Source organism: Streptococcus oralis, from assembly GCF_023611505.1.
Taxonomy (GTDB): Bacteria; Bacillota; Bacilli; order Lactobacillales; family Streptococcaceae; genus Streptococcus; species Streptococcus oralis_CT.
In genome coordinates this window covers 640,945-660,452 of the sequence record NZ_CP097843.1, presented here as the reverse complement: position 1 = coordinate 660,452, position 19,508 = coordinate 640,945, and the positions used below count along the sequence as shown (strand labels likewise).

Here is a 19,508-nt window from a genome sequence, read left to right as displayed (position 1 = left end):
CTATACTATCCTAAGCAAAGGTTTTTAATGTCATCCTGTGAGGTGACGAAGGCGCAGATTTATATAAATTTTTAAAAGATAACTATTTTTTAAAAAGTCTTACTCTGAGGGCCTATTGCTATAAAATAATGGGCTCTTTTTTGGTGCCCAAAAGTGAGGTTTTTATGAAACAGGAATCAACTGTTGACTTGTTACTAGACGTTGATCAACGTCCTTCTGCTGGTAAAGGTATTCTTCTCAGCTTCCAGCACGTATTTGCCATGTTTGGTGCAACCATTCTCGTTCCCTTAATTTTGGGAATGCCTGTATCGGTTGCTCTCTTTGCTTCTGGTATTGGAACACTTATCTACATGATTTCTACTGGCTTTAAGGTTCCAGTTTATCTAGGTTCTTCATTTGCCTTTATCACGGCTATGTCTCTAGCCATGAAAGAAATGGGGGGCGATGTATCTGCCGCTCAAACTGGAGTTATCCTGACTGGTTTGGTCTATGTCCTTGTAGCAGCAAGTGTTCGTTTTGCAGGTACGAAATGGATTGACAAACTCTTGCCACCAATTATTATCGGACCTATGATTATCGTTATCGGTCTTGGACTTGCTGGTTCAGCTGTAACGAATGCTGGACTTGTAGCAGATGGAAACTGGAAAAATGCCCTTGTAGCCGTTGTTACGTTCTTGATTGCAGCCTTTATCAATACAAAAGGAAAAGGTTTCCTCCGTATCATTCCTTTCCTCTTTGCCATCATCGGTGGATACCTATTTGCCCTAGTTCTTGGATTAGTTGACTTCACTCCTGTTCTTCAAGCCAACTGGTTTGAAATTCCTGGTTTCTATTTACCATTTAATACGGGTGGTGCCTTTAAAGAGTACAACTTGTACTTCGGTCCTGAAACCATCGCCATCTTGCCAATCGCTATTGTAACAATTTCAGAACACATTGGAGACCACACAGTTTTGAGCCAAATCTGTGGCCGTCAATTCTTGAAAGATCCAGGTCTTCACCGTACTCTTCTCGGTGACGGTATCGCGACATCTGTATCAGCCTTCCTCGGTGGACCAGCTAATACGACTTACGGCGAAAATACAGGGGTTATCGGGATGACTCGTATCGCTTCTGTCTCTGTTATCCGTAACGCGGCCTTCATCGCCATTGCACTTAGCTTCCTTGGTAAATTCACTGCCTTGATCTCAACAATCCCAAGTGCTGTGCTTGGTGGCATGTCCATCCTTCTCTACGGAGTTATCGCCAGTAACGGGCTAAAAGTTTTGATTAAAGAGCGCGTTGACTTCAGCCAAATGCGTAACCTCATCATAGCTAGTGCCATGTTGGTACTTGGACTTGGTGGAGCCATCCTCAAACTCGGCCCAGTTACACTTTCAGGTACTGCTCTATCAGCCATGACAGGAATTATCTTAAACTTGATTTTGCCACACGAAAATAAAGAATAATCATCTATACACACAAAATCCACTCGATTGAGTGGATTTTTTTATTACTTACTCTTTATTTCCAGCAGTAAATCTTTCAAAGAAATAATGGTCACGGCTAGTAAAATCATAGCCATACCGACAAAATCAATCGCATAAAACTGTTCCTTCATAATCAGAAAGGCAAAGAAAACGGCTGAAATTGGCTCTATGGAAGCTAATAAACTAGACTTAACAGGGCCTATCAGACTAGCCCCTTTTAGGAAAGCTGTATAGGCAAAAACCGTTCCGATGATGATAATCCCAGCAAATGCAAAGAGAAGATCTAAGCTAGTCGGTATGCTGGCCTGTAAAACTCCTGTGAAAGGAATAGCCACTACACCAGAAATAACCATACCGACACCAATCACCAAAATACTGCCCCACTTCTTAATCAAAGCAATGGGAAGGATGATATAGAGGGCATAGGTTAGGGCAGAAAAGAGGCCCCAGAAAAGACCAGCAGGTGTGACAGACAACTGGTCAAGTTCCCCATGCGTCGCGATAAGAAACGTTCCTCCAATTGCTAAACCAATTGAAATAATCTCAGCCAGAGTAGGCGCCACCTTGTCCTTGATACAAGTATAAACCAAGATCCCAACGGGGCATACATACTGGAGAACTGTCGCCGTGCCAGCATTGGTTTCCTGAATGGCAGAAAGATAGGCAAACTGGTTTAAGAAAAGTCCAAACAAGGCAAACAACAGCAGAGATAAAAGACTTTTTCTGTCTTTTAAAAAAGCATAGAGTTTATCCTTTGCAGTCATATAGGATAAGACTACCAGTGCCAAACCTGCAATGATAAGCCGCAGATTGGTCAAGACTAGAGCAGAAATCCCGTGTGCCATCAGGTATTGGCCACTGGTTCCAGACAAGCCCCAAGCAATCCCTGCCACTACTGTATACAGAGTTCCTTTTACGGTTTTTGACATGCTTCTCCCTACTCCTCTTGACGAATGATTTTCATGACTTGATTTCGGTCAACTATCCACTGGGCACGCTCATCCTTTTCATACGTTCGATTGGACAGAAAGATGACAGCTTCCTGCTTCTCCCGATTCCACATAATAAAGGTACCTGTATAACCCGTATGGTCGAGCCAAGCTCCTTCCAGATTCCAGGCTAGGGAACGCTCCTTATCATCTAAAGGAGAGAAACTTCGGCTCAAATCTGCCGCAAAATCATCTTTCAAGTAATGTTCCAGAAAGATCTGTAAATCCTTAACAGTCGAAAACAAACCAGCACTTCCAGCGTGTTTCCCTAATAGACGGGCTTTGGGATCGTGAATGATTCCGACCTCCACTCCTTTCACTGTTGGTACAGCTTGCTCAATGGGGCCGAACTGAGTCTCTTTCATCCCCCATGGTTCCAAAACTTGTTTTTTTATAATCTGATCCAAGTCTTGGTTAAAGATTTTTTCCAAAACAAAGCCTAAGAGTAAAAAGTGAACATCTGAGTATAGAAAAGCAGGCTGATTTCGTCTATTGAGGTGAAACATGGCTTCTCTCAATTCCTCTGCACTTAACTTGTCACGGTTGGGAATGAAGGGGTCTAAATCTGTAGCATGGGTCAGAAGCTGCCGTATAGTGATATCAGGATAATCACACTCCGATAAAAAATCCGTCACTGGTATATCAATGTCTAGTTTCCCCTGCTGCCACAAGAAGGTAAAAACCGTCCCCACTCCCACGACCTTACTCACACTAGCCAGATCATAAACCAAACCGCTTTCTGTCTTCAAGCCCCGTTCTGGATCACTCAACCCTAGATAAGACTCTTTCCATTCACCATCCTTATAATACGCAAAAGAGGCCCCGGGATAAATCCCTGCCTCGATTTGATTTTCTATTTTTCTTAGAATTTTTTCCCACTTCATGCTTCTTCAAACCACAATTCAATGTTATTGGTATCTTTACCCAGGAAGAATTTTTCAGACTTAGGGACAAAGTAGCCTGTCTTTTCAAATTTCTGACGAAGACTGGTTAGATCAAAATTTCTTACTAAAAATTTCAACATCGTCAAGTCCCAAGTGACATTGTTTTCAACAGCCAAATCTAGTCCTTGCCCTTTAGTAAAAGTGATTACTTGCGCTACTCCTTCAGGATCAAGTAAGCTCTCTGTCCCCTCAGGCAAACGCAACTCCATAGAAACCTCAAATTGGCTCAAGTATTTTATACCTGTATTTGAATAAAATTCAGGAACAGTTTCCAGTGGAACCAAATCTCTTATATCATTTTCTGCATGAACAAGGATCACATCCTCTTCAGGAGAAACAATCTCAAAAGCATATCCACGACTTCCTTTAAACAAGCGAGGAAGAGACTTCATTTGAGAAAGAAGGGCCTCGATTTCGGAAGGATCCTCAACCTTTATCAAGAGCCTAGCTAGCTTCTTAAGTCCTTCAACTCTGCGAGTTCGCATGCTTGGAGCCTCTTCTAAAATCAATCTCTCCGTACCCGTCTGGTCGCCTAATGAAAGAAAGGCAGACTCTTCTAGTAAGGGTTTCATTCCTAGAGTTTCAATATAAAATATCTCATTTAATTTTCGATTATTAACTTTCAAAGTCGGAACGATCCGAACAATCTCATTCACATTCATAAATTCCTCCAACTCTTTTATTTTAAAGGATTTTCGAATATTTTACAAGCCATATCTATTTTATTTAGAAATTTTACAAGAAAAAAACTGGGATTCCCCAGTTTCATTTCTTATAGGTAAAGTAGTTTAAAGATTGCTACTGCTGCAATTCCCGCTGCAATTGGAGCTACAACCGGAACCCATGCATACCACCATTTTGAATCACCCTTGTGTTGACCAAGAACTGATTTTGGAAGGAGTTCGTGAAGAAGACGTGGTCCAAAGTCACGAGCTGGGTTCAAACCAGGTCCAGTAGGTCCACCGAGTGAAGTTACCAAGGCCATTACTAGGAAACCAAGTCCTAAATGAGCAACTGAAAGACCTGCTGCTGTGTGTGGTGCTATTTGAGCCTTAATAGCTAATTCAGAAAAGTCAACTGTTTGATTAGCCTGCGTTGCCATTTGCTTCATGTATTGCATTACTTCCGCACCAAAAAAGTTTTTAGTCATTCCTAGGGCTGCAAAGAACAGAACAAACGAACCGACAAACTCATTGATAAAACCATTTACACTTGCTGCGAAACGTGATTCTTTTGTACCGTGATCAACATTTGAAATCGTTGAGAAAGTACCCAAAATGTTATTAGAATTCTCTGTTTTCAAGTAGTAAGGACGGTGAGTTGCAACAACCATAGCTTGACCAAAAATCGCTCCTAAAACTTGCGCAAGGATATAATATGGTACTTGTCCCCAAGGGAAAAGTCCACTCACAGCAAGTCCAAGTGTGAAGGCTGGGTTGATGTGGTTCCCAGATACATTACCGAACATCAAGGCTGGGATCATAACCCCCATACCGTAACCAACCGCGATAACGAGCCAGCCACTTTGGTGACCTTTCGTACCTTTAAGTTCAACGTTAGCAACTGCACCATTACCAAGAATGATCAGAATGGCAGTTCCCAAAAATTCAGTGGCATATTTAATAGCCCATGTAAAATCCATTTGATAGATTCTCCTTAATTTTTTTAGACAATCCTTATTCTATCAATTTTTAGGCCTTTTAGCAACCGATTTTCTAAAAGAATCTCTGGAAAACGCTTTATTTAACTTATCTTTAAGAAAAGGACAAAAGAAGTCAAACTCCTTTCATCCTATTCCTTACTCTTGACGTTGACCAAAGTCTGCTAACATCTGATCCAGCTCCTCACGACTTGGAGTTGTCAACATATAGAGGATATCTCCTTGTAACTCTGCAAAGGCTGCTGGCATGATTTTCTTAGCCTTAAAACCTCCTTGGTATTTAGCTAGTAACTCCTCTTCTGAGTAAACATAATGAGAACTTAAACGCCGAGCAGTCGCCAAGCAATAGAGGGGTTCAAAATATGAACCAGGGAATGGCTCTCCTGCTACGATAGCCGCATAACCTCGGTAGAGGTCAAAAGAGTGGGCATAATTGTAAACATCAATGGTAAAACCACCTGCCGGACGGTTATTATACTCAATAGCGATATAGTCATCTCCCTCACGGAAGAATTCGATATGGAAGAAACGCTCCTTCATGCCAAATTCCTTGACAATGGCTTCACCATACTTACGCAATTTTGGATCCATATCCTTGAGAACATAATAGGCATTATCCATCTTGTAAAGCATGAGATCCAGTGGTGTATGGGCGTAGTCAAAAGTCGTTGAAAAGACAATCTTACCGTCCTTGTCCACTATTCCGTCAAAGGTACAGATTTCGCTAGAAGTGACAAATTTTTCAAAGAAATAGACGGTTGAATGGTCCCATTCTGCCTTAAAACGGTCCACATCTGTTTGGTTTTCAAGTTTAAAGGTTGCTGCTGCTCCCACACCGTTGTCTGGTTTGGCAATCAATGGTAAACCGATCTCCTCCACAGCCTGAGCTACATCGGTCTCTGTTTTAATCACTGCTCCCGGAACAACAGGTACTCCTGCCTTTTGGAAATGTTTTTTCATTTCAGACTTAAACTTGGTCTTTTTGAGGTCATCGGGTTTAGCACCAAAGACATTGAATTGCTCACGAAGGGCTGCATCCAGCTCAAGCCAGTATTCATTGTGGGACTCGATGCGGTCGATAGGACCGTGCTTGTAGAAAAGAAAGGCAACTGCACGTTTGACTTCGTCTATGTTCTCAAGATTGTCCACACGGAAATACTCGGTTAGGCTATTGCGCAAAGGTTCATCTAGTTGTTCGTAAGGCTCCTGACCAATTCCCAAAACGGTGATGCCTTTATTAGCTAGCTCGATGGTAAACTGTTGAAAGTTTTGTGGATAGTAGGGTGAAATAACAAGATAATTCATAGGCAACTCCTTTTATAGATTCATGTGACCAAGGAAATAAGGCATTTGTTTACGCCACCAATCCCAGTCATGGGCAACATCATGTCCCCACTCAGCAAACCAGGCAGGGATTTGTTTCTTGTCAAAGGCTTCTTTCAGTTTGTAGAAGGACGGCAGACCATCTTGTTCCCAAGCACCGAGACCCGTACAGACGACAATCTCCGCCTGACGGTAACGATCGATAAACCAGCCGTCATTCTGATTCCAAATATAGTCAACTGGTGAGTTTTGATAAATGGCATCGTCATTGTAGTAATCTCCAACAAAGAAACGTGCGTCGTAAACACCGCTGAGAGCAATCACTTTGGTAAAGACATCTGGATGCTGGAGGAAGAAATTGAGTGCATGGTAGGCCCCCATCGAGCAACCCGTCGTCATCATACCGTCAAACCAACCTGTCTTATGCTTGATAAAAGGAATGGCTTCCTCAATCACATAGCGTTCGTAAGCGCGATGCATCTCCGCCTGGTCATGACCATTTTTCCAAGTGGCCAACCAGCTCTCACTATCAACGCTGGAGAGAGTAAAGAACTGAACACGGCCTTCTTCGATAAAGGAAGCACAGGCATCAATCATGCCAAAATCATAGTATTCGTTGTGACTGCCACCAGATGAAGCAAAAACCACAACTGGAATCCCAGCATGTCCATAACGGTTGAGGTACATTTCACGGTTGAGATTGCCACTCCAGTGGCTGAGATTTTCAATATGCATTGGCTTTCTCCTTTCTTAACTTACCATTTCTCTGCAAAAAATCGAAGACAGTCTGGCAAATTTTCCGACCATGGAATCTCACTATGGATGGCACCAGACTGAACTTTCAAGACCAGATTATCCAAGCCTACTCCACCTGCAATCAAATCACGGTAATACCGAAGCGACGAATCGATATAGGCTTGTTTGATATTGCCAGCCATTAGGGTCTTGTCCGTATCGTCTGCTTCTTCTGTTCCTACATAGATGAAAATGCGCTGTTCAGACGACAATTTCTTACGCTCGATATAGCGGTTAAAGGCTTCTTGGTGAAGCCAGTTAGCAGATGAGAAGACACCTAGACAACCAATTCTTTCTTGGTACTCTAGTCCGATAAACTGGGTAATATTGCCTCCTAGAGACGAACCAATCATAGCCGTATGCTGGCGATCAGCTTTGGTACGGTAGGTCTCATCGATAAAAGGCTTGACCACCTTCATGACAAACTCAGCATACTCCACACCCTTACCGCCAAACTGCTGGCCTGGGATAGGAGATTCTTGAAACTTCCAAGCTGCGTATTCATTCATTCTTCCCATACCATCATTGTCGATGGCTACAACAATCATGCGGCTGATGTCAGGATTTCGCTTAATGGCTGGAATAATTTTCCAAGAGTGTCCGATATAGGACTCCTTGCTGTAAAAGACATTTTGCCCGTCATGAAAGTAAACAACAGGGTAAAAACGGTCTGTGTCTTTCTCGTAGTCCTTAGGCAGGAGCACACGCACACGACGCTCCTTTCCTGTATAAGGTACCTTGAGTTTGTGTTCTTTCATTTTTAAGTAAAAGTAGGAATGATTCATTGTCAGAAAACTCTCTATATTCAAAATTTTATCTCATTATACCATAAAAATAGAAAAAAAGTCAGTTTTGTTTCCATTTTTGGATTAAAAACTAACTTTTTCATTTATTTTTCTGAATTCTTCTGGATTTTCTGATTAGAGGAGATTATCAATCAGGTTATCAACCTCATCTTTTTCAGCTTGAGGTGTAATCTCAGTAATCATGATCCCAGCTACTGCTCGCTCAACCAAACCTTCAACATCCATGCGTTCTTCATACTGCTCCGCATTCTTAATCTTAGGATTGGTCTTAGGACGATCAGGTGCAAAAATAGTACAGCAGTCCTCAAAAGGCTGGATAGAAATTTCAAAGGTATCGATTTCCTGCGCAATGTCAATGATTTCCAACTTGTCCATAGTAACCACAGGGCGGATGATAGGAGTGTTGGTCACAGCGTTGATAGCCTGCATGCTCTCCAGAGTTTGGCTGGCTACTTGACCAAGACTTTCCCCATTGATGATAACCAAACCATTTCGTACCTCACGGATACGGTCGGTAATCCGCATCATAAAACGACGGGTCAAGGTCATGAGGTAGGCTTCTGGCGCTTTAGCCTTGATTTCCTCTTGAATCTCAGTGAAAGGCACCTCGATAAACTGGATATTCCCACCAAACTTGGTTAATTTACGAGTCAAATCTTGGGCTTTTTTGAGAGCACCTGGACTAGTGTAAGGTGGGCTGGCAAAGTGAACGGCCTCAATATCTACCCCACGTTTAAGAGCTAGATAACCTGCCACAGGTGAATCAATCCCTCCTGACAACATGAGCATCCCCTTACCAGAAGTCCCCACAGGCAAGCCACCTGCTCCTCGAATAGTCTCATAAGAAATATAAGCCGCTTCCTCACGAATCTCCACCTGAAGATTGATATCAGGATTTTTCATTTGAGCTTGGACATTTGGAATAGCTTCGAATACTGCTCCACCAAGTGTTTGGTTGAGTTCACGACTGTCGAGTTCAAAGTTGTGGTCGCTACGCTTACTAGAAATCTTAAAGGTCATGCCTTCCTTGTAGATATCTGTCATGATCTCTTGGACAGAAGACTTCAGAACTTCTACAGATTTTTCAACCTTATATACTGGAGAAAAATTCTGAATCCCGAAGACTTGTTTGAGAGATTCTGCAACTGCTGTGTAGTCGGCTCCATTCAGGTAAGCGTGGGCACGGTCGCGATCAGCGGTTACCTTAACTTGGGGATAGATGGACAAGACGTCCGAAATATTATTACGAAGTTTATTGATGAACCGCATACGGTTTTTGCCCTTGGTTGATAACTCTCCGTAGCGAATCATAATTTCTGAATACTGCATGAATGCTCCTATCTTACTTTTCTAGTTTGATTGTAAATTAATTTTAGTTTGGTCAAAAACTGCTCAACCTGACTCATATCATTTTCAAGGTCCAGACTTAGACGCACAGCTGACTGAGCCTTATCTTTGTCCACTCCCATGGCAATCAAGGTCCCCGCAGGTTTTCCAGCCTTGGATGAACAAGCCGAGGTTGTGGAGATGAAAATATCATAGTCTTCAAATGCGTGAACAATGACTTCACCACGAACACCCTTGATTCCAAAAGTCAGGAGATGAGGGGCAAAGTCTTCCTCATCTGAAAAGACAAAAATATCTGGATAGTCCAAAAGCGCTTGGCGAATGACTGATTTCATCTGCCCTGCCTTATTAGTAAAGATAGCTAACTTTTCCATAGACAAACGGAGAGCCTTGGCTGTCGCTGCAATCCCTGCTACATTTTCAGTTGTTGAACGATAATCACGCTCTTGACCACCACCTGTCAAAAGAGGCGTAATTTTCTTACCAGACTTGATATAGACAAAGCCAACACCTCGGACACCATGAAATTTATGACTTGAGAAGGTCGCAAAATCTACACGATCTGTCAGATATTTTTCAGTCGGAATCTTAGCGAGTGCCTGAACTGCATCAACGTGGAAGGAAATAGTTGGCTTGTCTGCCAACAGTTCTGAGATGGCCTCAATAGGTTGAATAGACCCAATTTCGTTGTTTACTGCCATGATGGAGACGAGGGTCGTATCAGGTCGTATCAAAGCTCCTAGAGCCTCAACATCCACAAACCCTTTCTCATCAACTGGAGCAAAATCCACCTCAAAACCTTGACTTTTCAGCCAAAGGGCTGATTCCTTGACTGCTGGATGTTCAATGGCTGATACAATGATGTGCTTGCCAAACTGGGCTTTTTCAAATGCCACACCCTTGATGACCCAGTTATCTCCTTCTGTTCCACCAGAAGTAAAGAAGATTTCATCACTCTTCTTGCCAATCAAATCTGCAATTTGCTGCCGGGAAGCATCTAAAATTCGTGTTGCCTGATCTCCCAAACGATGGAGACTGGATGGATTTCCTACAATTTTCGAAGCGACCTGCGTATAGGTTTCAAGTGCTTCAGGATAAGGCTTGGTCGTTGCCGAATTATCAAAGTAGATCATGTTTTCTCACGCTTTCTAAAATCACTTCTTCTATTGTATCATGAAACGAAGCTTGCGACAAGAAAGGGCAAGTCCTCTTTTTTTAAGATTTTTTTAAAGAAATGAGGTATAATAAATCATAATTAAAGGAGAGTATCATGTCTAACTATCATAGAACTTCAAAACCAAAAACAGAACACATCAAAAAGGGATTTACTGTCTTTCAAAAAACGATTGCTACCATCGGTAGTATCCTTGGTCTAATCACCGCTACTATTACCATCATGAACGCTATGGATAATAACAAAAACAACAAAAAAGAACCAACGACAACTCAAACAACTGTTGTCAAGGAGATTCAAAAGGAATCCCCTCAGGAAAATACTACACCTAACAAGGACAACACTTCTACTAAAGAAAATACCCCGCAAGAAGAAACTCCTCAATCCAATAAAAAGGAAGAGCAAAAAGAAGAGAAGAAAACAACAACTCAGGGTTCTTCTACACCTTCCTCAACAAAAGAAACAACTGATAGTGGAAACTCGTCCAAAACGACTAGTTCCGAAAACAAAAGCAATCAATAACTACTAAAATAGCTTCCTTCCAGCTTTGGAAAGAAGCTATTTTTTATTGTTGCAATACTTTTCGTGGTTTGGTTCCTTCAGCTGGACCGATAACACCCGCCATTTCGAGTTCTTCCATAAGGCGGGTCGCACGGTTAAATCCAACCGACAAACGACGCTGAATCATCGAAGCGCTAGCTTTCTGAGTTTCGATAACCAAAGCCTTAGCTTCTTCAAAAAGCGGATCGCCGCCAGCTTCACCATCTGAAAATTCTCCTTCATTTTCAGAAACCTCACCTGGATCAAAACTCTCATCGTAGTCCGCATCCGCCTGAGCCTTGATGAAGTTTACAATGCGCTCGACATCGTCATCTGAGATGAAGGATCCTTGTAGACGGACTGGGTGATTTTCATCGATTGGTTTAAAGAGCATATCTCCTCTACCAAGCAATTTTTCTGCTCCATTTTCATCCAAGATGGTTCGTGAGTCTGTACCTGATGAAACTGCAAAAGCCACACGAGACGGGACATTGGCCTTGATAAGACCAGAGATAACATCGACTGATGGACGTTGCGTTGCGAGAATCATGTGAATCCCTGCGGCACGCGCCTTCTGTCCGAGACGAATGATGGCATCTTCCACTTCCTTGCTAGCCACCATCATGAGGTCTGCCAACTCATCTACAATGACAACAATTAAAGGCAGCGCTACTTGTTTGTACTCGGATTGGCTATTAAATTCCTCGACCTTAGCATTGTAACCAGCGATATTTCGCACACCAACCTTAGCGAAGAGTTCATAACGGTTTTCCATCTCATCCACAACCTTTTGCAGAGCCTTGCTGGCCTTGCGTGGATTGGTCACAACTGGAATCAAGAGATGAGGAATGTCATTGTAAACCGATAACTCAACCATCTTTGGATCCACCATCATAAACTTGACTTGGTCTGGTCTTGCTTTCATAAGAATGCTAGCGATAATACCGTTAACTGCGACTGATTTTCCTGATCCTGTCGAACCTGCAACAAGTAGGTGGGGCATCTTAGAAAGGTCAAAGGTGCGAGCAGTTCCATTGACAGCCTTCCCTAGGGGAATTTCGAGGAGATTCTCTGGTTTAGTCTGAGACTGTTCCCAGAGCTCACGGAAGGAAACAGTCGCAATTTCAGAGTTAGGAACCTCAATTCCGACTAAGGATTTACCAGGTATTGGAGCCTCAATCCGAACATCCTTGGCCGCCAGAGCAAGCGCTAAGTCGTCTGCCAGATTGGAAATGCGGTTAACCCGTACACCGACTGCTGGTTTGACTTCATACTTGGTTACTGATGGGCCGATTTCAGCCCGTTCAACCGTTACCTTGATACCGAAGCTAGCAAAGGTTTCTTCTAAGATTTTGATATTTTCTCGAACAATCTTCTTTTCCTTGGACTGATCTTTGGGTTTATCTGGCGCAAAGAGTTGCAAGCTTGGCAGCTTGTATTCAAGGGCTTCCTTAGCAGAAAAATCAACCTGCACCTCTTCATCCTCAAAGTCTTCTTCCACATCTGGAACGTCAAAATCAGCTTGAGGGAGGATAATCTCCGGTTCACTCCATTCTTTTTCAGGAATTGGCGGAAGATCATAGTCTGGAACTTCTGATAAGATTTCTCCCGTTTCAGGATCTACAGGAGGAAGCGGTAGTGCATCCTGTTCTTCTTGTTCTCTCTGAATTCTAGCAGCTTCTTGACGAGCCTTCTCTTCTTCTCTCTTGATGAAGCGTTCCTGTTTTCTCTGTTCCTGTTTTTCCATGAAGGATCTGAACTGAGCTCCAATAAAGGCTGCAACATCATAAATAGACCAAGGACTGACCAAGAGAGCCCCAACTAGAATCAAAAGAACTCCAATAAAGTACGATCCGATATTGGAGAAAAGAAAGGATATGGGGATATAAAGTCCAACACCTAGCAGACCTCCACCAGCAAAGCTAGTCACCCGGATACCAGTCAGATCCGTCATAACTTGAGCCAAGGTCCCTTTTAGAACTGACTGCTCCAAACCAAACTTCCAGACAAGATAGGCCTCAAAAATTAAGAGTAAGCCAGCGAAAATACAGAGAAATCCTGACAGAAGTCCTTCTCGCTTACGTATCCATTTAAATAGAAAGAGATAAATGAGGAAGGCAAATATTGCCAGATAAGCTAGGCTACCCACCAGCAAGCGAATTAAATTGTAAAGAGTGATACCTGCTGCACCGAGCTTGAGGGCCGCAATAATCAACAATAAGGCAATTCCTAAGGAAATCGACATCCTCTGGATAGCCTGTTTTCTTTCGAGTTCTGCTTTAGACGGTCTCCGTCTTGTTTTACTTGTATTTTTGTTTGCCATGCTTCTATTATACCATATTTCAGAAACATCTAGAGAAATCAAAAAAATGACTGCATCTACTAGACACAATCATCTTTCGTTGATATTTCTGAATTTTCTATTCTATATGATTTTTCAACAACCTTGTCTCACTACTTCTTCAAAAATCTAATTGCTGATTTTCTTGCCTTCTCAATCTTCTCAATTTCCAACTTCTCTACAGCAGATGTAGGAATCCATTTTTTCCCAAATAAAACTTGAGCTGCTTCTATCATCAGAGCACAAGCCCGAAAGTCCTTTTCTTCTGGAATCGCCTCTCGAAACAAATCCTTCGTTTTCTCCATCAAGACTTCTTTTTCAACTTGATGAAAAGATAATTGCATCAAACTACTGGCAGACCAGGCACGACAAAGTGCATCTTGGTCAGTCAAGAGATGTTGCCCTAAGATTTCTATCTCACTTATTGAACCAATCCAACCTAGGGCAATGATTAGCTTTCTACGATTCGAAGCTTCTGAACTAGGTAAAAGAGATATTAGAACAGGAAGTACTTGCTTGCAAGAAGATGCATAAAAATCTCTATGTCTTACTTTGGAAAGGATTTTCGCTAGGAAATAAACAATCAAAATGCGTTGACTCTCATCTTCCTCTTGATTGAGAGTTTCCAAAAGATAGTCTATTCCCTCCTGCCCATGCTGGTCAAAACTTGCTTCAAAATTTAGGTCAGTTCCTTCCTCCCAATCGTTGCAAATGAGTTCAAAATGAAAGGCAATTTCTGGGCTCCTACCTAAATCAGCTATAAAATGAATTCGTTTAGAATCAGGAAAATCTTCCTCTACCAAGCTGGCATAGGTTCCTTGTAACGCTTCTTTTGTATGACTTTTGCGACCGAACTGTTCCTTTTCTAGTTTGTCGATTCCTTCTTTTCTAGAATCACTCATGACACTTATCTCCTCTAAGATATTTGTAGAACTTCAGCATTCTATCATTTAAATTCTCTAAGATTTACCTCTATTATATCACTTTGAAGACCGTTCTCCCTAACTCCATCATCAAAAAATGACTGCCCACTTTCGTGTTCAGTCATTTGAGTATTTGTGATTATTTTTCTAATGGTTTACGAAGGGAACCATAAACCACACCACTTACAATCGCACCAATCAAGACAAAGACTAGGTAAAGTAGGGCATTTGAAGTTAGAGCGATAACGAAGATTCCTCCGTGTGGTGCCATCAATTTGATACCAGCAAGACCAACGAGTCCTCCTGCTACTGCAGAACCAAGGATGAAGCTTGGGATAGCACGAGCTGGGTCAGCTGCACCAAACGGAATCGCTCCCTCAGTGATAAATGACAAGCCCATGATAATGTTTGTCAAACCAGAGTTACGTTCTTCTTTGGTAAATTTATCTTTGAAAAGAAGGGTTGCGACAAAGATAGCAAGTGGTGGAACCATTCCTCCCGCCATAACTGCTGCCATGGCTACAGAACCACCTGAGGAAACAGTCGCTGCAAGCGTACCTGTACCAAAGACATAGGCTGCTTTGTTGACTGGTCCACCCATATCAACAGCCATCATTCCACCAAGAACGATACCGAGAAGGACAGCTGAGCCTCCTCCAAGACCGCCTAGAAAGTCATTCATAGCAGTGTTGATTGCTGCCATCGGGATGTTAACAGCTAGCATAACAAATCCAGTCAAGATTGTTCCAAGAAGTGGCAAGAGTAGGATAGACTTAGCACCTTCAAGTGAACGAGGAACTTTAACGTATTTCTTGATAGCAAGAACCAAGGCTCCTGCGATAAATCCACCAACAAGGGCACCTAGGAAACCAGATGATACACCTGCAAGAGTTGAAGTTGCTTCACCACCTGCTGCATAAGGGATTTTACCAAAGGCAAAACCTTCTTTGGCAATAGCACCAGCCACAAAACCAGCTACCAAACCTGGTTTTTCAGCAATAGAGTAGGCTACATAACCAGCAAAGACTGGAAGCATCAAGCCAAAGGCAGCCCCACCGATTTTCATGAACATGGAAGCTAGCTCATGGTAGGATCCGAGATTGCCAAGACTATCCTGTGGCACACCAAAAGCTCCGTCGATCAAGAAAGCAAGGGCAATCATGATACCACCACCGATAACGAATGGTAACATTTGAGATACACCACTCATCAAGTGTTTGTAGAAAGCGCCACCAAGGCTTTGTTTTTCGTTGCTTGCTGTTGCAGCCTTTGCTCCATTAGCAGCACGATAAACTTCAGCATCTCCTGAAAGAGCCATGTTAATCAATTCTTCCGTCTTACGGATACCGTCAGCAACTGGACGATTAACCAATGGTTTGCCATCGAAACGATCCATCTCGACCGCCTTGTCTGCAGCGATGATAACAGCTTTAGCCTTACGGATGTCTTCTGCAGTTAGTTGGTTACCTACACCACTAGCACCATTGGTTTCAACCTTGATCCCAACACCCATTTCAGCAGCTACTTTTTGAAGGGCCTCTTGGGCCATATAAGTGTGGGCGATACCTGTTGTACAAGCTGTAACAGCTACGATAAAGTCAGCAGATTCATTTACAGGTGCTTGGACAGGCTCCTCAGCTTTTTCTGAAGCTTGGTCAAAAAGTGCAATCACTTGGTCAGCTGATTTCACTTGACGAAGTTTGTCAGCAAAACCGTCCTTCATCAAGTATTGAGACAATTCTGCCAAGGCAGCCAAGTGAGTATCATTAGCGCCTTCTGGAGCTGCAATGAGCTGCAATCATGAAGAAGAGGTCAGTTGGTTGCCCATCCAAGCTCTCATAGTCAACACCCTTGTTTGACTTAGCAAAGAGAACTGTTGCTTCTTTGACAGCAGAGTTTTTACTGTGAGGCATAGCGATTCCATCACCCAAACCAGTAGAAGTGAGAGCTTCACGCGCTAAGATTCCTTCTTTAAAGGTTTCAAAATCCGTCACATAACCGTGATCTACCAAGCTATGAATCATCTCTTCGATAGCTGCTGTTTTTTCAGTCGCCTGCAAATCCAGCAACATGACATCTTTTCTCAATAGGTCTTGAATTTTCATCGTTTTTCTACCTCAACTTTTTCATAAGTTTCTTTTATAAATGCTGCAGTTGCCAAGTCATCAGAGAAAGTAGTTGCTGTCCCACAAGCCACTCCCCACTTGAAGGCTTCTACTGCGTCTTTTGATTTGACAAATTCACCTGTAAATCCAGCAACCATAGAGTCACCAGCACCAACTGAATTTTTCACTGTTCCCTTGATAGGTTTTGCGAAGTAAGCTCCCTCAGATGTGACAAGAAGTGCACCGTCTCCAGCCATAGAAATGATGACGTTTTGTGCTCCTTTGGCCAGTAACTGACGAGCATAGTTCTCGATTTCATCTAAACTTTCGAGTTTCACTCCAAAGATAGCTCCAAGTTCGTGATTGTTTGGTTTAACCAAAAGTGGCTGATAGTCCAAACTATCAATCAATGTCTGTCCTTCAAAGTCACAAACCACTTGCGCACCAGTCTGGCGTGTCAAAGCAATCAAATCCTTGTAGATAACATTGCCTAGGTTCTTAGCACTCGAACCCGCAAATACCACCGTATCATCTGCTGTCAAACTAGATAGGATAGCTTTCAATTCTTCTAGCTGAGCTGGTTCCACATTTGGACCCGTTCCATTGATTTCTGTTTCTTGGTCTGCTTTGATTTTAACATTGATACGAGTATCTTCTGCTACTTGGACAAAACGTGTTTCGATTTCCTCTTCTGCCAGAGTATCTGTGATAAATCTACCAGTAAATCCTCCAATAAATCCAGTCGCTGTATTTGGAATATCCAAGCGTTTCAAAACACGACTGACATTAATTCCTTTCCCACCAGCAAACTTATCATCACTGTCCATACGATTGACACTTCCAACTTGAACTTGGTCCAAGCGAACGATATAGTCAATGGATGGATTGAGTGTGACTGTATAAATCATACTTCTATTACCTCCGTTTTCTTCTTAATAGCCTGCAAGAGCTCATGCCCTTGACTTGTGATGACAATAGCGCGTTTAAGTGGTGCTACCTTGGCAAAGCAAGTTTGACCAATCTTAGACGAATCGGCCAAGACATAGGTTTGTTTGGCATTCTCCAAAATAGCACGTTTCACAGCTCCCTCCTCCATATCTGGAGTCGTATAATAACCATCGTCGACACCATTCATCCCGATAAAGGCACGGTCAAAGTGCAATTGATTGATTTGATTAAGAGCAACACCACCGATACATGCATCTGTTGCCATCTTGACACTTCCTCCAACCATGACAGTTGGAATCTGTTTTTCAACCAACTGAACCGCATGGTGAATGGAGTTGGTCACAACTGTAATATTCTTATTAACCAATTCCTTGATTAAAAAAGCAGTTGTCGTTCCAGCATCAATAAAGATAACATCTTGTTCCTTGATGAGAGAGGCTGCTTTTTGAGCAAGCAACTTCTTCTCTTGAAGGTTTTTGACAGATTTTTCTTGAATGGTTTCTTCTTCCTGCAAGGAGTGAGGTAATTCTGCTCCACCATGCACACGGCGAAGCTTGTTTTCCGCCTCCAACTCGTCCAAATCTCTTCTTACCGTTGATTCTGATGTTTCTAATAGACTAACCAATTTTTCTAGAGAAACTACATGATGTTGATTTAACTCCTCTAAAATCAGTTGCTTTCGCTCAGTTTTTAACACCAAATCACCTCCTGTTATCGTTTACACTATTCATTCTAGCACAATCCCTACCAAAGTCAAGCATTTTTTATCATTTTCTTTCAAAATCTATCATTTTTCTTATTTCCAAAATTTTTATTGCAAGATAAGTGGCTTTATGGTAGACTATTTGAGTAGGTATTGGAAGATTACTCAAGAGGCTTAAGAGGCCGTGTTGGAAACGCGGTAGGCGTGTAACAGCGTGCGTGGGTTCGAATCCCATGTCTTCCGTAGAAAAGAAAAATTATTTTTTTAGATACAACAAATGTTGTATCTTTTTTTGTATCCCTTTTTCGCAAAAGAATACCAAGGAATACCAAAGATAAAAATAAAAAACGTTGATTTAACAACGTTTTACCAAGAATTGCAAAAGAATGCAAAGGAATAATGGAGCCGGTGGGAGTCGAACCCACGTCCAAACATCTGCCAACATATTTGTCTACAACCATAGGTTATGTATTGTTTTAACAGTCCCTCGACACATAACTCAAGCCTAGGAACTGCGAGTCTATTAATCTCTTATCAAACCACTAGACAAGGCTTGATCGTATCTCGCTAATCATAAGACCTGTCATTGAACACGAGCAATCCAAATCAGGTCACGCCTGCTGGTTTTTAGGCAGCTAAAGCGTAAGAAGTGTTATTTTTTGCAGTTATATTTAACTGAGCGTTTACGTCGCCACACGGGTTGCAAAATATGCCTCATAATGCCTGTCGAATCCGTAACGACCCCAAAAGACAATAGAACCATTATAACCTATCTTCATAAAAAATGCAAAATCAAGCCACCTCTTTAGAAAAGATACTCTTTTAAGGCTTCCGATAAGGCTTGATAACCGGCTACACTTAGATGGAGGCCATCTGTTGTATAGTCTTTTTTGAGTTGCCCTTCTGAATCTGTCAAACTATCATAAATCGGCACAAAATCTACCTGCATATAGGCGGATACTAGAGCCTCATAGGCTTGATTCCATTCTCTAATCTTTTCATTGGTTCGGATATAAACAGTCTGCTTGTATTTCTCTCCCTCATTGACTGGCAAAATGGATAGGAGCTTTATTTGTGACAACGGATAATCTCGGGCAATTGATTGGATCACTCGCTCAAGATTATCCAAGGCTTCATTTATAGGAATATCTTTTCCGATATCATTTGTCCCAATTAGGAGAACAATTTGATCCACAGCATCACCATAAAGATGGGCATCTAGATTCTCTAATAACAGTTTCGTCTGGTAGCCTCGGATGCCACGATTGACAATCGTCTTTGCAGTCCCAAACAACTCTTGCAATGGGTAGTATTCTACAATCGAATCGCCGATAAAAATTACATCTGGCTCTAGAACAGAAACTTGATTCAATTCACGATACTTGGTTTGAATCTTCTCCTGCTCTTTTAGGAGCCAATTTTCTAATAACTGTACTGCCAC

Annotated in this window: 16 protein-coding genes, 1 tRNA gene, 1 other RNA gene and 1 pseudogene; 3 read left to right on the top strand and 16 right to left on the bottom strand. The window is 42.2% G+C overall.

Going from position 1 to position 19,508, the window contains the following annotated elements; translation table 11 throughout:
• The first annotated feature begins 164 nt into the window (after nucleotides 1-164).
• Nucleotides 165-1,448 carry a uracil-xanthine permease family protein gene (locus M9H69_RS03515; protein WP_195215527.1) on the top strand — a complete coding sequence of 428 codons (1,284 nt, stop codon included), beginning with the start codon at nucleotides 165-167 and terminating at the stop codon, nucleotides 1,446-1,448.
• Between the two features lie 44 nt (nucleotides 1,449-1,492).
• On the opposite strand, the gene M9H69_RS03510 is transcribed toward M9H69_RS03515, so the two are convergent.
• From M9H69_RS03510 to M9H69_RS03470, 9 genes are all read right to left on the bottom strand, one after another.
• The gene (locus M9H69_RS03510; RefSeq protein ID WP_247917977.1) at nucleotides 1,493-2,398 is read right to left on the bottom strand and encodes a DMT family transporter; all 906 of its coding nucleotides are present in this window, start codon (nucleotides 2,396-2,398) and stop codon (nucleotides 1,493-1,495) included.
• 8 nt (nucleotides 2,399-2,406) lie between these two features.
• The gene (locus tag M9H69_RS03505) at nucleotides 2,407-3,342 is read right to left on the bottom strand and encodes a serine hydrolase domain-containing protein (RefSeq protein ID WP_250315923.1); all 936 of its coding nucleotides are present in this window, start codon (nucleotides 3,340-3,342) and stop codon (nucleotides 2,407-2,409) included.
• Nucleotides 3,339-4,064, bottom strand: coding sequence for a CppA family protein (locus tag M9H69_RS03500; RefSeq protein WP_250315922.1), 726 nt, complete (start codon nucleotides 4,062-4,064; stop codon nucleotides 3,339-3,341). Before M9H69_RS03500 ends, M9H69_RS03505 begins: the two co-directional genes overlap by 4 nt.
• Nucleotides 4,065-4,174: 110 nt before the next feature.
• On the bottom strand, nucleotides 4,175-5,044 hold the full coding sequence (gene gla / locus M9H69_RS03495) for an aquaglyceroporin Gla (protein ID WP_250315921.1): 870 nt from the start codon (nucleotides 5,042-5,044) through the stop codon (nucleotides 4,175-4,177).
• Between the two features lie 156 nt (nucleotides 5,045-5,200).
• The gene (locus M9H69_RS03490) at nucleotides 5,201-6,367 is read right to left on the bottom strand and encodes an ATP-grasp domain-containing protein (RefSeq protein ID WP_250315920.1); all 1,167 of its coding nucleotides are present in this window, start codon (nucleotides 6,365-6,367) and stop codon (nucleotides 5,201-5,203) included.
• A 12-nt stretch (nucleotides 6,368-6,379) separates the two neighbouring features.
• A complete protein-coding gene (locus tag M9H69_RS03485; RefSeq protein WP_070657005.1) occupies nucleotides 6,380-7,120 on the bottom strand; it encodes an esterase family protein in 741 nt (246 codons plus the stop codon).
• Nucleotides 7,121-7,140: 20 nt separating this feature from the next.
• Complete coding sequence (locus tag M9H69_RS03480) at nucleotides 7,141-7,965, bottom strand: alpha/beta hydrolase (RefSeq protein ID WP_250315919.1); 825 nt, start codon at nucleotides 7,963-7,965, stop codon at nucleotides 7,141-7,143.
• 135 nt (nucleotides 7,966-8,100) lie between these two features.
• Entirely contained in the window at nucleotides 8,101-9,315 is a 1,215-nt protein-coding gene (gene thiI, locus M9H69_RS03475) for a tRNA uracil 4-sulfurtransferase ThiI (RefSeq protein WP_084872808.1), read from the bottom strand.
• 8 nt (nucleotides 9,316-9,323) lie between these two features.
• On the bottom strand, nucleotides 9,324-10,466 hold the full coding sequence (locus tag M9H69_RS03470) for a cysteine desulfurase family protein (protein WP_084872806.1): 1,143 nt from the start codon (nucleotides 10,464-10,466) through the stop codon (nucleotides 9,324-9,326).
• 137 nt (nucleotides 10,467-10,603) lie between these two features.
• Here M9H69_RS03470 and M9H69_RS03465 point away from each other — a divergent pair, with 137 nt between their 5' ends.
• The gene (locus tag M9H69_RS03465; protein WP_033605538.1) at nucleotides 10,604-11,029 is read left to right on the top strand and encodes a DUF6556 family protein; all 426 of its coding nucleotides are present in this window, start codon (nucleotides 10,604-10,606) and stop codon (nucleotides 11,027-11,029) included.
• 43 nt (nucleotides 11,030-11,072) lie between these two features.
• On the opposite strand, the gene M9H69_RS03460 is transcribed toward M9H69_RS03465, so the two are convergent.
• The 5 genes and pseudogenes from M9H69_RS03460 to M9H69_RS03440 form a co-directional block, all read right to left on the bottom strand.
• Nucleotides 11,073-13,370, bottom strand: coding sequence for a DNA translocase FtsK (locus tag M9H69_RS03460; RefSeq protein WP_284453900.1), 2,298 nt, complete (start codon nucleotides 13,368-13,370; stop codon nucleotides 11,073-11,075).
• A 131-nt stretch (nucleotides 13,371-13,501) separates the two neighbouring features.
• A complete protein-coding gene (locus tag M9H69_RS03455; protein ID WP_250315917.1) occupies nucleotides 13,502-14,290 on the bottom strand; it encodes a HEAT repeat domain-containing protein in 789 nt (262 codons plus the stop codon).
• A gap of 160 nt (nucleotides 14,291-14,450) precedes the next feature.
• Nucleotides 14,451-16,416 (bottom strand): annotated as a pseudogene (locus M9H69_RS03450) (fructose-specific PTS transporter subunit EIIC).
• Entirely contained in the window at nucleotides 16,413-17,324 is a 912-nt protein-coding gene (pfkB, locus tag M9H69_RS03445; RefSeq protein WP_250315916.1) for a 1-phosphofructokinase, read from the bottom strand. The pseudogene M9H69_RS03450 and the gene pfkB overlap by 4 nt, the downstream one beginning before the upstream one ends.
• Entirely contained in the window at nucleotides 17,321-18,061 is a 741-nt protein-coding gene (locus M9H69_RS03440; RefSeq protein WP_250315915.1) for a DeoR/GlpR family DNA-binding transcription regulator, read from the bottom strand. Before M9H69_RS03440 ends, pfkB begins: the two co-directional genes overlap by 4 nt.
• A 161-nt stretch (nucleotides 18,062-18,222) precedes the next feature.
• Between M9H69_RS03440 and M9H69_RS03435 the strand changes: the two genes are divergently transcribed.
• A tRNA-Ser gene (locus M9H69_RS03435) sits at nucleotides 18,223-18,310 on the top strand.
• Nucleotides 18,311-18,464: 154 nt separating this feature from the next.
• Here M9H69_RS03435 and ssrA read toward each other — a convergent pair.
• Nucleotides 18,465-18,812: a transfer-messenger RNA gene (gene ssrA, locus M9H69_RS03430) on the bottom strand.
• A 60-nt stretch (nucleotides 18,813-18,872) separates the two neighbouring features.
• Nucleotides 18,873-19,508: an SGNH/GDSL hydrolase family protein gene (locus tag M9H69_RS03425; RefSeq protein ID WP_250315914.1), complete on the bottom strand. Its 636-nt coding sequence runs from the start codon at nucleotides 19,506-19,508 to the stop codon at nucleotides 18,873-18,875.